The 13,762-nt window shown below is 68.7% G+C and carries 13 protein-coding genes; 8 read left to right on the top strand and 5 right to left on the bottom strand.

Annotated elements, in window-relative coordinates; genetic code table 11:
- Both RS84_RS01000 and RS84_RS00995 read left to right on the top strand, forming a co-directional pair.
- Positions 1–759: an alpha/beta fold hydrolase gene (locus RS84_RS01000; protein WP_045255891.1), complete on the top strand. Its 759-nt coding sequence runs from the start codon at positions 1–3 to the stop codon at positions 757–759.
- On the top strand, positions 756–1,916 hold the full coding sequence (locus RS84_RS00995; protein WP_045255890.1) for an acyl-CoA dehydrogenase family protein: 1,161 nt from the start codon (positions 756–758) through the stop codon (positions 1,914–1,916). The genes RS84_RS01000 and RS84_RS00995 overlap by 4 nt, the downstream gene beginning before the upstream one ends.
- Positions 1,917–1,932: 16 nt before the next feature.
- On the opposite strand, the gene RS84_RS00990 is transcribed toward RS84_RS00995, so the two are convergent.
- On the bottom strand, positions 1,933–2,205 hold the full coding sequence (locus tag RS84_RS00990) for a metal-sensitive transcriptional regulator (RefSeq protein ID WP_045255889.1): 273 nt from the start codon (positions 2,203–2,205) through the stop codon (positions 1,933–1,935).
- A 205-nt stretch (positions 2,206–2,410) separates the two neighbouring features.
- Here RS84_RS00990 and RS84_RS00985 point away from each other — a divergent pair, with 205 nt between their 5' ends.
- Both RS84_RS00985 and RS84_RS00980 read left to right on the top strand, forming a co-directional pair.
- Positions 2,411–4,783: a LamG-like jellyroll fold domain-containing protein gene (locus RS84_RS00985; RefSeq protein WP_152641707.1), complete on the top strand. Its 2,373-nt coding sequence runs from the start codon at positions 2,411–2,413 to the stop codon at positions 4,781–4,783.
- 72 nt (positions 4,784–4,855) lie between these two features.
- Entirely contained in the window at positions 4,856–6,133 is a 1,278-nt protein-coding gene (locus RS84_RS00980; protein ID WP_045255887.1) for a DUF445 domain-containing protein, read from the top strand.
- Here the strand turns inward: RS84_RS00980 and RS84_RS00975 are convergent.
- Positions 6,130–6,741, bottom strand: a complete 612-nt coding sequence (locus tag RS84_RS00975) for a GNAT family N-acetyltransferase (RefSeq protein ID WP_045255886.1) — start codon at positions 6,739–6,741, stop codon at positions 6,130–6,132. The genes RS84_RS00980 and RS84_RS00975 overlap by 4 nt on opposite strands.
- Positions 6,742–6,783: 42 nt before the next feature.
- Entirely contained in the window at positions 6,784–7,671 is an 888-nt protein-coding gene (gene galU / locus RS84_RS00970) for a UTP--glucose-1-phosphate uridylyltransferase GalU (protein WP_045255885.1), read from the bottom strand.
- Positions 7,672–7,712: 41 nt separating this feature from the next.
- Here galU and RS84_RS00965 point away from each other — a divergent pair, with 41 nt between their 5' ends.
- From RS84_RS00965 to mscL, 3 genes are read left to right on the top strand one after another with little or no spacing between them, the layout of a single operon-like run.
- Positions 7,713–8,309: a 5-formyltetrahydrofolate cyclo-ligase gene (locus RS84_RS00965; RefSeq protein ID WP_045255884.1), complete on the top strand. Its 597-nt coding sequence runs from the start codon at positions 7,713–7,715 to the stop codon at positions 8,307–8,309.
- Between the two features lie 14 nt (positions 8,310–8,323).
- Positions 8,324–8,596 (top strand): FmdB family zinc ribbon protein, encoded by a 273-nt coding sequence (locus tag RS84_RS00960; RefSeq protein WP_045255883.1) that lies wholly within the window; start codon positions 8,324–8,326, stop codon positions 8,594–8,596.
- A gap of 27 nt (positions 8,597–8,623) precedes the next feature.
- A complete protein-coding gene (gene mscL, locus RS84_RS00955; RefSeq protein WP_045255882.1) occupies positions 8,624–9,031 on the top strand; it encodes a large conductance mechanosensitive channel protein MscL in 408 nt (135 codons plus the stop codon).
- 62 nt (positions 9,032–9,093) lie between these two features.
- Here the strand turns inward: mscL and RS84_RS00950 are convergent, their stop codons facing one another.
- Positions 9,094–9,279 (bottom strand): hypothetical protein, encoded by a 186-nt coding sequence (locus RS84_RS00950; RefSeq protein ID WP_045255881.1) that lies wholly within the window; start codon positions 9,277–9,279, stop codon positions 9,094–9,096.
- Position 9,280: 1 nt separating this feature from the next.
- A complete protein-coding gene (locus RS84_RS00945) occupies positions 9,281–12,991 on the bottom strand; it encodes an ATP-binding protein (protein WP_045255880.1) in 3,711 nt (1,236 codons plus the stop codon).
- Between the two features lie 190 nt (positions 12,992–13,181).
- On the opposite strand from RS84_RS00945, the gene RS84_RS00940 reads away from it, so the two are divergent.
- Positions 13,182–13,700 carry a methylated-DNA--[protein]-cysteine S-methyltransferase gene (locus RS84_RS00940; RefSeq protein WP_045255879.1) on the top strand — a complete coding sequence of 173 codons (519 nt, stop codon included), beginning with the start codon at positions 13,182–13,184 and terminating at the stop codon, positions 13,698–13,700.
- Positions 13,701–13,762: the final 62 nt, after the last annotated feature.

Here is a 13,762-nt window from a genome sequence, read left to right as displayed (position 1 = left end):
ATGCCTGCGCCGCTCACGCTCCCCCGTCTGTCCTGGGGCGACCCCGCATCCGCTCGCCACGCACTCCTCGTGCACGGCCTCGGCTCCTCAGCCGCACTGATGTGGCGCCTGGGCGACGCACTCGCGAGTGCGGGATGGCATGCGACCGCGATCGACCTGCGCGGCCATGGCGATGCCCCGCGCGCGCTCGACTACACGCTCGCCGCATACGGCGCAGACCTGGCCGCGACCCTTCCCGACGCCGGCGGCACCTGGGATGCGGTGATCGGTCATTCGCTGGGCGGCGCCTCCAGCATCCTCGCGGCAGCCTCCGTCCACGAGTGGACGAAGAAGCTCGTGCTCATCGATCCCGCGATCGTGCTCGAAGGGCGCGACGCGAAGGCGATCCGCAGAAGTCAGCAGCGCGCCTTCGACGACAACCGCCTCGAGGTGATCCGCGAGGAGCATCCGCACTGGCACCCGCAGGACATCGAGCTCAAGGCGGATGCCGTGCACCGCACGAGCCGGTGGGCCGTCGAGCAGACGAGCGCGCAGAACCAGTCGTGGGACGTGCGAGCCGAGGCGGCACGACTCACCGTCCCCACCCATGTGATCGGCGCCGATCCTGCGATCTTCAGCCTGTTCACCGGAGAGACGGCGGCCGAGATCGTCGAGGGCAACCCGCGCATCACGATGAGCGTGGTCGAGGGCGCGGGGCATTCGGTTCACCGCGACCGCCCGGATGAGTCCATCCGTCACCTGCTGGAGGCCCTGTCGTGAGCGATTTCGATCCCGCTCTGTTCCTTCCGGATGAGCTGCTCGGGCGCATCCGCGATCGCGCTCCGGTGCACGACCGAGAGAACACCTTCCCGCAGCAGGACCTCGACGAGCTCCGAGAGGCCGGGTACCTGTCGATCCTGGTTCCGAAGGAGCGCGGAGGGGCGGGACTCGGGCTCGAGCAGGCCGCGATCCTGCAGCAGCGTCTGGCCACGGCCGCACCCGCGACCGCACTGGCCATCAACATGCACCTGGTCTGGACCGGGGTCGCGAAGGTCTTCTCCGACCGCGGCGTTCCCGGCCTGGAGTTCGTGCAGGACGGCGCCGTGGCCGGCGAGGTGTTCGCCTTCGGCATCAGCGAGGGCGGCAATGACCTGGTGCTCTTCGGCAGCGACACCTCGGCTGTGCCGACCGGAGACGGCGGATACGCCTTCACCGGCACCAAGATCTTCACCTCGCTCGCGCCCGTCTGGACGAAGCTCGGTCTGCACGGGCTCGACACGACGAGTGCGGATGCTCCGAAGCTCGTGTTCGCGTTCATCGAGCGGACGGATGCCGTCGTCACGGGTGTCGACTGGGACACGCTCGGCATGAGGGCCACGCAGTCTCGCACCACGCGGCTGAACGGCGCGGTGGCGGAGGCCGCGCACGTCGTGCGCCGGATCGATCCGGGGCCCAATCCCGACCCGATCGTGTTCGGCATCTTCAGCGTGTTCGAGATTCTCCTCGCCTCCGTCTACACGGGCATCGCTCGTCGCGCTCTCGACCTCGCAGTGCAGACCGTCCGCCAGCGCACCTCCAAGAAGACGGGACTCGCATACAGCCAGGACCCCGACATCCGCTGGCGGATCGCCGACATGGCCCTCGCCTATGACGCGCTTCCTCCGCAGATCGCGGCACTCGCGCGCGACGTCGACGATCAGGCCGACAACGGGCCGCGCTGGTTCACGCTGCTCTCCGGCGTCAAGCACCGCGCGATCACGATGGCGAAGCACGTCGTCGACCAGGCCATGCTGACGGCCGGCGGCGGGTCCTACTTCTCGGCCAACGAGCTCTCGCGCCTGTATCGCGACGTGCTCGCGGGCGCCTTCCACCCTTCGGATCCGGAGTCGGCGCACGCGACGGCGGCGAGCGCCTGGCTCGGTCCGCTCGACTCCTGACGGCTGCGCTCGGCCATCACTTCGAGTCGAAGTCGAAGGCCTTCAGCAGTTCGAGCACTGCCTTGTCGCGCTCCTCGCCACCCTCTTCGAACATGTGCGTGACGTGCGTGCGCAGGTGATTCTCCAGCAGGAGCCGGTTCAGAGACTCGAGTGAGCGCTGGATCGCGCGGGACTGCGTGATGATGTCCATGCAGTACTCCTCGTTCTCGATCATCCGCGCGACGCCGCGCATCTGACCCTCGAGGATGCTCGTGCGGTGCAGCGCGCGCTTCTTGATGTCTTCGATCACGATTCCGAGCGTAGTCCCGCGTCGTCGACCGAGCGCCGAACTGCGATACCGCGCGTCATGGCCGGCTGCTCTTGGCGATCCCGGCGCTTCTCTCGTCTACATCGTTGGAGAATATCTCTTGCCCCATTGTTCTACATCGTTGTAGATTCGCTGTGACGGCTCGATGTCGAGCCGCGATCTCCGTCCGATGTCGAACAGGAGCACCATGCCCCGCACGGCCCGCATCTCGATCGCCCTGGCAGCAGCCGCAGCACTGACCATGGGATGCCTGACAGCATCCCCCGCCTGGGCGAAGCCCCCGTCCTCCGCACCCGCACCGCCCGACTTCAACGACGTCTCGGTGCACGACCCCTCGATCGTCACCTCGGGCGACACCATCTGGGCGTTCGGCTCTCACGGCGCCTCGGCCCACACCACCGACCTCATCGACTGGCAGCAGTACACCGTCGATCTGTCGCAGAACCCCGACAACGCGCTCTTCGACGACATCTACACCGAACTCGCCGACACCTTCGACTGGGCGCAGACCTCGACCCTGTGGGCGGCCGACGTCATCCAGCTCCCCGACGGCCGCTACGCGATGTACTACAACGCGTGCGAGGGCTCCTCACCGCGCTCGGCCCTCGGCATCGCCACCAGTGATGCCGTCGACGGTCCCTACGAGAACCAGGGCATCCTGCTCAAGAGCGGAATGTCCGGCGAGTCGGAGAACTCGGGCGAGGTGTACGACGCGCACGTCCATCCGAACACCGTCGACCCCGACGCCTTCTACGACGCCGACGGCAACATGTGGATGGTCTACGGCTCCTACTCCGGCGGCATCTTCATCCTGAAGCTCGACCCGACCACTGGTGAGCCGCTCCCGGGTCAGGGATACGGAAAGCACCTCGTCGGCGGCAACCACAGCCGCATCGAAGCGCCCACCATCCAGTACAACCCCGCGACCGGCTACTACTACCTCTATCTGTCGTTCGGGGGCCTCGACGCCTCGGGCGGATACAACGTACGCGTCGCCCGGTCCACCTCGCCCGACGGCCCCTACCTCGACGCCGACGGCAACGATATGGCCGATGTCAAGGCCGACCCCTCGCTTCCGCTCTTCGACGACGCCTCCGTGCAGCCCTACGGCGTCAAGCTCATGGGCAGCTATCTCTTCGATCGTGAGCTGGGCGACCCGGGAACAGGCACCGGAATCGGCTACAACTCCCCCGGTCATAATTCCTGGTACCAGGACCCCGAGACCGGGCGCATGTTCCTCGTCTTCCACGCCCGCTTCCCCGGCAGCGGCGAGCACCACGAGGTCCGCGTGCACCAGATCTACATGAATGCGGACGGCTGGCCCGTGATCTCTCCGCAGCGCTACGCGGGAGAGACCGCCGGCAAGATCGTGCGCGACGACGTGGTCGGATCGTGGCAGCTCGTGAACATGGGCAAGGACATCACCGCCGTGCCCGCGGCATCCACCGATATCTCCTTGACCCGCAACGGCCGGATCACGGGAGACTCCACCGGCACGTGGAAGCTCACCGGCCAGCACGACGCGACGCTCACGATCGACGGCGAGACGTACAAGGGCGAGTTCGTGCCGGTCTGGGACCTGGCTCTCGAGAAGTGGTCGACCGGCTTCACCGCCCTCTCCCCGCATGGCGTCGCGGTGTGGGGCCGGCTGGTCCCGACGATCAGCCCAGCGGATGCCGTCACCGCCGTCGCTTCCGCGATCGATCTCGGTGACACCTCCGCGGTCACCGCCGACCTGAACCTCCCCACCGAGGGGACCAGCGGCACCACGATCTCCTGGGCGACGTCGGATGCCGGCGTCGTCACCTCCGCAGGGGTCGTCACCCGCCCCGCCATCGGATCCTCGGATGCCCATGCCACGCTCACCGCGACGATACGCAACGCCGATGCCACGAAGTCACTCGCGTTCGACGTGACCGTTCTCGCGCGCGCACCCGGGGTGATCTCGGGTACCTGGTCGTTCGAGAACGACCTGTCCGATGCGACAGGTCAGCACCCTGCCGCCACCGCGACCGGCCCCAGGCTCGACGCCGCCGGCGGCACGATCTCCTACGCCGACGACGGAGTGAGGGGCAGCGCTCTTCACCTCGACGGTTCGTCGGGCGTCCGCTTGCCGAACGAGCTCATCCACGGCTCCGAGTACACCGTGAGCGTGTGGTTGCGCCCTGAGCACCTGACCGCCTACACGAGCGCGTTCTTCGGCGCCGCCGGCCCCGAGTCGTGGGTGAGTCTCGTGCCACAGGGCCACAGCGGGGTCGGCGGGTCGACCATGGTCTGGTCGGGGACCGCCTGGTACGACGCGGGGACGGGCATGTCCATGCCCCTCGACCGGTGGTCGCACGTCGCATTCGTCGTCGACCACGGCGCCGTGTCGGTGTTCATCGACGGTGTCAAGAAGTTCCAGGGCAGCGGCTTCCCCGATGTGCTCAGTGCTCCCGGCGCGCAGTTCGGCATCGGCGTGAACTGGTGGGACACGCCGTTCCAGGGCGACGTCGATGAGCTGAGCGTGTGGAGCTCCGCGCTCTCACCGGAGGACATCGCCGGTCTGGCCGCCCGCTGACGGCGACCCCGGTGGCCCGCGCACGCCGCGCGCGCCACCGGGACGCGGCACCCGGCGTGAAAGGATGTCCCCATGCCGCGAACGCCCACGACGCTGCTCTCCCCCGCCGACCAGGAGCGCCGACGCGCACTCCGGCGCATGAAGGCGGTCGCCCTCGGCGCCCTGATCTTCATGGCACTCGCATTCGTCACCGCCTTCGCACTGCAGCAGCGCGTCGAGTGGCTGGCCTATGTGCGGGCGGCAGCCGAGGGCGGCATGGTCGGGGCGCTGGCCGACTGGTTCGCGGTGACCGCGCTGTTCCGGCATCCGCTCGGCATCCCGATCCCGCACACCGCGATCATCCCGACCCGCAAGGACGAGATCGGCCGCACCCTCGGCGAGTTCGTGGAGACCAACTTCCTCGAAGCCTCGGTCGTGCGCACGAAGCTGTCGAGCACTCCGATCGCCCAGCGCGCCGGCGAGTGGCTGAAGCAGCCTGCCCATGCCGAGCGCGTCGGAAGCGAAGGGGCGACGATCGCCACCGCCGTGCTCAACGCGCTCAGCGACGACGACGTGCAGGGCCTCATCACCGACCTCGCGCGCGAGCACCTGGTCGCCCCCGAGTGGGGAACGCCAGCCGGAGTCTGGCTCGAGCGGATCGTGCAGGCCGACGCGCATCACGGTGCGGTCGATCTCGCCGTCGACAGCATCGCGACGTGGTTGGATGCCAATGCCGTCGCCTTCTCCGGCCTCATCTCCCGCCGCCTGCCGTCGTGGGTGCCCAAGCTCGCGCACCGCTTCGTCGACGACACCGCCTACAACGAGGCCGTGCGCTTCATCCGCGCCGTGCAGTCCGACCCCCGCCATCCGGCCCGCCTCGCGATCGACGGCTACCTCGCCCGCCTGGCCGACAACCTGCAGCACGACCCCGCCACGCGCGCCAAGCTCGAGAACGCCAAGGCGACGCTGTTCGACAGCCCGCGAGTCGGAGCCCTCGCCGCCGAGGCATGGAACACGGCGAAGAACGGGCTGCTGACAGCCCTCGCCGACCCGCAGAGCGGGTTGCGCCGACGCATGGCACAGGCCCTCCAGGAGGTCGGCGAAAGGCTGACGACGGATGCCGCGCTGCAGCACCGCGTCGACACCTGGGTGTCGGATGCCGCGGTCTTCGTGGTCGACCGCTACCGCCACGACATCGCGTCGATCATCACAGACACGGTCGAGCGCTGGGATCCCGCCGAGACCACCGAGAAGATCGAGCTCATGGTCGGCCGCGATCTGCAGTACATCCGTCTGAACGGCACCGTGGTGGGCGCTCTGGCCGGGCTCGCGATCTTCACGATCGCACATGCGCTGATCCCCGGCGTCTAGAACGTGAGCCGATCCGTCGGCGGCACCGTGGCGGCGTCAGGCGGAACCTGCCCCGCGAGCCACCGCGCCAGGACCCCCTGAGGGACGTCCTCCTTGGTGAGCGCGAACGCGTAGTGGTCGCGCCAATCACCGTCGATGTGGATGTACCGCCGCCGCAGGCCCTCGTAGCGGAAACCGAGCTTCTGCACGACCCGCAGGCTCGCGGCGTTCTCGGGGCGGATGCAGATCTCCATGCGGTGCAGACCGTACTCCACGAAGCAGGCGTCGGTGGCGAGGGCCACAGCGGTCGGCGTGATGCCCTTTCCGGCGAACCGCTCGCTCACCCAGTACCCGATCGTCGCCGAGCACAGAGAGCCGCGCGCGACTCCCCACACGTTCAGCTGCCCCGCCACTTCGCCGTCGTACTCCATCACGAACGGGTAGCCGGCGCCCTCACGGTACTGCTGAAGGAGACGGCGGATGCTGACCCTCATGTCGAAGGAGACCGTGCCATAGGGAACCGTTGCCTCCCACGGCTGCAGCCATGAGCGGTTGGCGAGAAGCTCCGTCTGCAGCGCGCGCGCATCGCGCGTGCGCACCAGCCGCAGCTCGATCGGCCCGTGTCGCATTCCCGTCTGATCCATCGCGGTGACTCCGACCTCCGCGTCCGCCTAGAGGCGCTCCGCGAACTCCTTCAGCCAGGGACGCAGCTCAGGGCCGAGATCATCCCGGTCGGTCGCGAGCTGCACGATCGCCTTGATGTAGTCGACGCGGTCTCCGGTGTCGTAGCGGCGACCGCGGAAGATCACGCCCATCACACCGGGGCCGTCCTCGGACTCGGCCAGAACCTGCAGCGCGTCGGTCAGCTGGATCTCGCCGCCCTTGCCGGGTCCGGTCTGCTCGAGCACCTCGAAGATCGACGGCGGCAGCACGTAGCGGCCGATCACGGCGAGGTTGGAGGGCGCGTCCTCAGGGGCGGGCTTCTCGACGAGGCCGGTCACGCGCACGGCATCCGATCCCTCGATCGCCTCCACGGCGGCGGCACCGTACATCTGGATGCTGGCAGGGTCGACCTCCATGAGGGCGATCACCGCCGCGCCGGTCTCCTCGTGCACCGCGATCATCTCGGTCAGCAGCGGATCGCGCTCGTCGATCAGGTCGTCTCCGAGCAGCACGGCGAAGGACCCGTCTCCGACGTGCGCCTTCGCGCGCAGCACGGCGTGGCCGAGCCCCTTGGGCTCGCCTTGGCGAACGAAGTGGATGTCGGCGAGATCACTCGACTTCACGACCCGCTCGAGCTTTCCGGTGTCGCCCTTCTCCATCAGCTTCACCTCGAGCTCCGGCACCGAGTCGAAGTGATTCGAGATCGCGTTCTTGTTGCGGCCCAGGATCACCAGGATGTCGTGGATGCCGGCATCGGCCGCCTCCTCGACCACGTACTGGATGGCCGGCTTGTCGACGACGGGCAGCATCTCCTTCGGCATGGCCTTGGTCGCAGGAAGGAATCTCGTGCCGAGGCCTGCGGCGGGGATCACGGCCTTGATACGGTGCGCACCCATGAACTCAGCCTAGTGCGCGGCTCCCCCGTAGACTCGGAACCATGTCGAACGACGTCGAGCACGCGAAACGGGCGCTGCGCGCCGAGCTGCGCGAGCGCCGGCAGCTGCTGAGCGATGCCCAGCGCGAGACCGCGGCGGCGGCGATCGGAGCTCGCCTGGATGCACTCGTCGACTCGATCGGCGCGCGGTCCATCTCGTGCTTCCTGTCGACCACGACCGAGCCGGGCACCCGCGACTTCGTCGCGAGAGCGGCGGGCCGCGGCATCCGCGTGCTGCTGCCGATCACCCGCGCCGACGGCCTGCTCGACTGGGCCGTCGCCACCGACGACGGCGAGATCGCCGAGGGCCTTCACGGCCTGCCCGAGCCCACGGGCGAGGTGCTCAGCCCGATGGCCGTGAACGACGTCGACCTCATGATCATCCCGGCCGCTGCCGTCGACCGCACCGGAATGCGCATGGGATGGGGTCGCGGATACTTCGACAAGACCATCGGCTCCATGCAGAAGTGCCCTCCGGTGTACGCGGTGATCTATGATTCCGAGGTACTCGACTCTCTGCCCCGGGAGGTGCACGACCAGCCGGTGACCGGCGTCGTGACCCCGACGCAGACTCTGAACCTGTCGCAGACGCGACACTGACCACGAGGACTCCGATGCCCACCTATGCCTATGCCTGCACATCGTGCGGCCACCAGTTCGACGCCGTTCAGAGCTTCTCCGACGACGCTCTCACCATCTGCCCCGAATGCGGCGGCGCCCTGCGCAAGCAGTACGGCTCGATCGGGGTGACCTTCAACGGCTCCGGCTTCTATCGCACCGACTCGCGCGCGAGAACTGGCGGATCGGCGGATGCTTCGGCATCATCGAAGTCGGAATCGTCGACAGGAGCCAAAAAGGCCCCCGCCTCGGCTCCGGCCTCTTCCTGAGGTCTCGATCTGTTTGGGGGAGTTTCTGTGATTCAGGGATTCAAAGAGTTCATTCTCAAAGGCAACGTCATCGACCTGGCCGTCGCGGTCGTCATCGGCGGTGCGTTCACCGCCATCGTCAACGCCGTGGTCGCCAGCATCATCAACCCGCTGGTCGCCCTGTTCTTCCAGGCCGACGCGGCCGGCAAGTTCGGCCCGACCATCACCGGCATCTACGGGCAGAAGGTGACGTTCCCGCTCGGCGACCTCATCACCGCGATCATCAGCTTCCTCGCTGTCGCGCTCGTCGTGTATTTCGCCTTCGTGATGCCGATGAACGCCTACAAGGCGCGCAAGGCCGCCAAGAACCCGATCGCCGAGGAGGCCGCCGAGGCCACCGAGGGCGAACTGCTCGCGGAGATCCGCGATCTGCTGAAGCAGCAGCGCAGCGCCTGATCTGCGATGCAGAACGCCCGCCCTCTCGCGAGAGGGCGGGCGTTCTGCGTCGGTGGGGCAAGTCAGTAGTGGGGCGGGACATCCTGCCGCAGCCGGTCGTCGTTGGGCCCCTTCTCCCCCGATGCCGGGGCAGCCCGGTCCGGCTTGTCCATGGTCTCGGGTTCGGGGTCCGTGCCCGGCACAGCCGTGAGACGGGCTCTCCGCGAGCCCGGCACGCGCACGATGCGCTGCTCGCCCTTGTCGGTCATCTCAGCCGTCGATGGGGTCGATCGGCTGCGTGTCGTTCTCTGCGCGAGGGGCGGATGCCGAGATCCCCAGCACCTCCGCGATGCGGGTGGCCGCCGTCGCAGGGTCGCTGTACAGGTCGAAGGCGTGCACGCGCACGTAGTGCCAGCCCAGCCGGCGCAGCACATGCGGACGCAGCCGCAGGGTCTCGCGCAGCGATTCGCCCCGTGACTCCGGATCGGACTCGATCACCACGGCCTTGCCCCTGTGCTGAGCGACCAGCGGAAGCAGCCCGCGGTAGTCCACATCGACCGAGGCGCCGAGGCGCCGCAGCTCACGGGCGAGCGCGAGGGTGAGCGGATCGGCCAGATCCTCGAGACGTGCCTCGCGACTGCGTGTGGCGAGTCCGCCGAGGATCGACATCAGCGTGGCCGCGCCGAACTCCAGTCGACCGTCATCGAACGCAGAGGGCCGGATCGACGACACGATCACCATCGATCGACGGGCGCGGGTCATCCCCACCGTGAGCAGCCGCTCTCCGTCGGGAGTGGACAGGTCGCCGAAATCGCTGAGCACACGGCCGTGCTTGGTCAGGCCGAAGCCGAGCGAGAAGATGACACGGTCGCGGCTCTCCGCCACCGATTCCTCGAGCGTGAGCACCGCGAAGGGCTCAGCCGTGTCGCGCCCCACGAAGTCCGCGACGTCGGATCGCCCGGCGAACGCCGAAGTCACGGCCGCGCGCACGCGCTCGGCGTGCCTCGCGCTCGCCGTGACGACCATGAGCGACTCGTCGGGGCGATGCACCGCGTGCTCGACGACGAGCGTCACGACGCGGGCCACCTCGGCCTCGGGACTCTCGACCGCTCCCGACACGGGATCGGGCGCCCCTGTGCCGCCCTCCACGTAGTCGACGGTGAGGCTGCCTCGTCCGAGGTACGATCCCGCCCACGGAAGCGAGACGATCTCGCCGCCGTAGAAGGCGTCGTTGATGAGCTCGACGAGATCCTCTCCCCCGGCGCGATAGCTGCGGGTGAGAGTCATGACCGGCAGCAGCTCGGAGAGGCGCTCGAACACGGAGACCTCATCGAAGGGCACCTCGGCTTCCCAGTCCGCACCGGGATCGACCGCGACGTGGAAGGGCTTCGGCTTCTGCGTGACGGGGTCGCCGAAGGCGACCACCTGGCGCGCACGGCGAATGGCCGGCGTCGCCTCGGCGAGGTTGATCGCAGCGGCATCCACCAGAAGCACCGTGTCGAACTCGACCGAATCCGGGATCTCGGGGACCAGATACGGCGAGGAGATCCAGACGGGCGCCAAAGCATTCACGAGAGTCGGGGCGGCGCTGACGATCTCGGCCGTGGTCGTGCCGGCCTGCTTCAGCGCGCGACGGAGGTTCTGCGATTCCTGCGGCTCGTCGACGATCGCGATCTTCCACTGGTTCGCGAGCTGCCATGCGAGCAGCGGACCCGCAGCCGCGGCGTGCGCCTCGTCGACCAGGCGGAAATCGCGCTCCAGGCGATCGACCACCGCGGTGTTCGCGCCGAGCAGCGCGCGATCGTCCTGCAGCGCCCGCTCGAGCAGGGACTGCCACCAGGCGAACTCGAGCTCGTCGCCCACTCGGGCCTCCGACACGTGCCGGACCGAGAGCTCGGCGAGCAGCGGGCCGAGTCCGAGTTCCTCGAGCCGGTCTCGCAGCCGTGCGCGCTCCACGAGGTTGTCGAACACGTCCGACTTCGCTGCGAGGCCTGCGAGAGTGCGCACGAGTCGCGCGACAGGAAGGGAAGAGAGCGGCTCGCGGCGGCCGAGAGCCGCATCGAGCTCGGCGAGTTCCGCATGCACGCGCTGCCATGAGGAGTAGACCTCGGCGAGACCGAGCGGCACCTCGGGAGCGACGCCCGCATCGACGCAGCGCTGCCACTGCGTGCGCTGGGTCTGGATGCGAAGCAGCGCCTCGTGCATCTCCGTCACGTGCACGCCAGGACGCACATACTCCTTCGCGAGCTTGCGAAGGCGCCGGCGGTTCGCGCCCGACATTCCTGGGGCGTCGCGACGGGAGCCGTGGGCCTGGATGAGCTCGCCCAGCGGACGCTCGAAGACCGTGGGGCTGAACCGGTCGAGCGAGTCGCGGATGCCCTGCAGCAGGCGCAGGTACTCGCCCAGCTCGTCGATGGTCGCGAAGGGACGCATGTGCGTCTGTGCGATCAGCGCGTACCCCCGCTCGAGAAGAGCCGGCACGCTCGTGGAATGCAGCCGTCCCGCGAGCTCATGCGCCGAGCGGGCAGCCTCGGTGCTGTCGAAGGTCACTCCGTACCACGGCGAATCGTCCGGACCGAAGCGGAATTCGCCCAGCCGGGCCGCCTGAGCCAGAGCCTCGGATGCTGCCGCGCGGTCGCCCGCGAGTCGGCGAAGCGTGTCCGCGCTCAGACGCGCCGTCGTCGACGGAGGCTGGGGCAGCGAGGCCAGACGCGTCAGGTGACGGGTGGCGTCGAGCACAGAGGCGCCGGTGCCCTGCACCTCGCTCGTGAGCGCCCGCCGGTAGTCCCTCAGCACGGTGCGCAACCGCACCAGAGCATCATCGACGTCGCTGACCTTGGGCGCTGTCGCCTTCTCGTTGCGGCCGATCGCGCGCACCAGATCACGGCGGACGCCGGAGGTCGAGACGGCGAGGCTGTCGAGCCCGATGCCGGAGAGGCGGTGACGGACGCCGTCGAGCGTCGACCTCCTGGCGGAGACCACGAGCACGCGCCGGCCGGCTCGCACGAGCTCGCCGAGAGCGTTGATGACCGTCTGCGTGCCACCCGTGCCGGGAAGCGTGGCGACTGTCAGCGAGTGGCCGGCCGCGATCCGCGCCAGCACGGCCTCCTGTTCGGCATCCGCATCGAGCAGGAGATTGTCGGATGCCGGCGCCCGATCATCGGGGCCGGTGTACGGGGGCGCGGGGCGCGCCGCCGTGATCTGCTCGCGATCGCTCACATGGCCTGCGAGGGCGTTGAGCATGACGTTGTCGAGGTTGCGGCTGTCACGCGACATCGCTCCGCCGACGTCGGCGAAGACCGACACGACGAGCCGCGGCTGCACCGAGAAGGTCTCGATCGACCGCGTGGTTGCGCGAAGGCTGTCGATCACAGGCTGCGGCTTGAAGATGCCGCCGTCGTAGGCGAGTGCGGCGAGCGCTCCCGCGTCGATCGTGATGCCGAAATGCTCGCGCGCGATCCGCACGAGTTCGGGATTGACGTCGAACGCCCCTTGGAGCTTGAGCTCGAAATCCGAGTGGTGCCGGCGAATCGCGAGCGGACGCAGCAGCACAGGAGCGGCGAAGTCGGCGCCGCCGATCTTCCACCCGGCCACGCCGACGGCCAGATGAACGGCTTCGATTCCCCGCACAGTGCGCAGCTCGGTGTTCTTCGCAGTGATCCGCTCAGCTGCGAGCCGGGCGGTGCGCAGACCGACCTCGTCGCGGAAGAGGTTCGACAGCAGCGTGGACTTGCCGGTGATGAACTGAGGAAGGCTGCCGGGGTGGGCCTTCGAGATGTCGATCCCCGAAGAGGCGGTATCGCGGAAGGATACGAGCGGTGAGGGACCGCCCAGGTCCGCGGCCTCGGCTCTCAAACGGGTCCGCTCCGCCTCGGCCGCATGCGCGACCTCGATTCCGGTGGCGGACCCCTTCAGCTCTCCGAGGGTCACTGAGGCGTCCGTCGCCGCTTCTTCCGCAGCCTTGCCATCACGTCGCCACACCCTCTCACCCTACGCGCGACACGCCGCGAGCAACGGTATCCCCGGCGGGTTTCACCGGAATCACGGCCTGATCGGCCCCGCGACAGAGTCTCTCGACTCCTCCTGCACGGATCACCCTCCCGAGCGGCTCGTCCACTGATCGCGTGATCCGGCCGCCACCCGGGGCGACGCGCACGTCAGGATAGGTGGCATGACCTACCGCTATGACTTCGCGCCGACGCCGTTCGGCGACGCACTCGCGGTCTTCTCCGACGAGGGCATCGTCAGCTTCGACCTCTCCGAGACCGCCGATCCATCCGTGCCCTGGCTGCTCGAGGGCATCTCCTCCCGGCTGCACGCGACGCCGGAACCCGACCCCGGCGCCGCAGACGAGCTCGCGCATCTGCTCGACTCGTACTTCGACGGCGAGCGCGTGCAGTTCGACGAGCACCTCCGGTTCGACTGGCGCCTGGCCGAGGGGTTTGCGCTGATGGCTCTGAAGACGATCTGCACCATCGAGTGGGGTGAGACCCTCAGCTACGGCGAGGTCGCCGTGCTCGCGGGGCACCCTGGCGCGGCTCGCGCCGTGGGCACCGCGTGCCGGCTCACCCCGTTCTCGATCATCGTGCCCGTGCATCGCGTCGTGCGCTCCGACGGCACACCGGGGCACTACGGGGCCCATCCCGAGCGCAAGAGGTACCTGCTCGATCTCGAGGCCCAGCGCCGCTAGACGACGCGGACCCCGGCGTGTAGGCCGCCGGGGTCCGCGTGGCTCGTCCTGGGCGCTGGTGC

The organism is Microbacterium hydrocarbonoxydans (assembly GCF_000956475.1).
GTDB classification, from domain to species: Bacteria; Actinomycetota; Actinomycetes; order Actinomycetales; family Microbacteriaceae; genus Microbacterium; species Microbacterium hydrocarbonoxydans_A.
This window is presented reverse-complemented; position numbering and strand designations above follow the sequence as displayed.

What these genes read in the sequence shown, in the direction of transcription:
- RS84_RS01000 (WP_045255891.1), top strand. Translation starts at nt 1, where the DNA reads ATGCCTGCGCCGCTCACGCTCCCCCGTCTGTCCTGGGGCGACCCCGCA.
- RS84_RS00985 (WP_152641707.1), top strand. Translation starts at nt 2,411, where the DNA reads ATGCCCCGCACGGCCCGCATCTCGATCGCCCTGGCAGCAGCCGCAGCA.
- RS84_RS00980 (WP_045255887.1), top strand. Translation starts at nt 4,856, where the DNA reads ATGCCGCGAACGCCCACGACGCTGCTCTCCCCCGCCGACCAGGAGCGC.
- RS84_RS00975 (WP_045255886.1), bottom strand. Translation starts at nt 6,741, where the DNA reads ATGCGACACGGGCCGATCGAGCTGCGGCTGGTGCGCACGCGCGATGCG.
- galU (WP_045255885.1), bottom strand. Translation starts at nt 7,671, where the DNA reads ATGGGTGCGCACCGTATCAAGGCCGTGATCCCCGCCGCAGGCCTCGGC.
- RS84_RS00965 (WP_045255884.1), top strand. Translation starts at nt 7,713, where the DNA reads ATGTCGAACGACGTCGAGCACGCGAAACGGGCGCTGCGCGCCGAGCTG.
- RS84_RS00960 (WP_045255883.1), top strand. Translation starts at nt 8,324, where the DNA reads ATGCCCACCTATGCCTATGCCTGCACATCGTGCGGCCACCAGTTCGAC.
- RS84_RS00950 (WP_045255881.1), bottom strand. Translation starts at nt 9,279, where the DNA reads ATGACCGACAAGGGCGAGCAGCGCATCGTGCGCGTGCCGGGCTCGCGG.
- RS84_RS00940 (WP_045255879.1), top strand. Translation starts at nt 13,182, where the DNA reads ATGACCTACCGCTATGACTTCGCGCCGACGCCGTTCGGCGACGCACTC.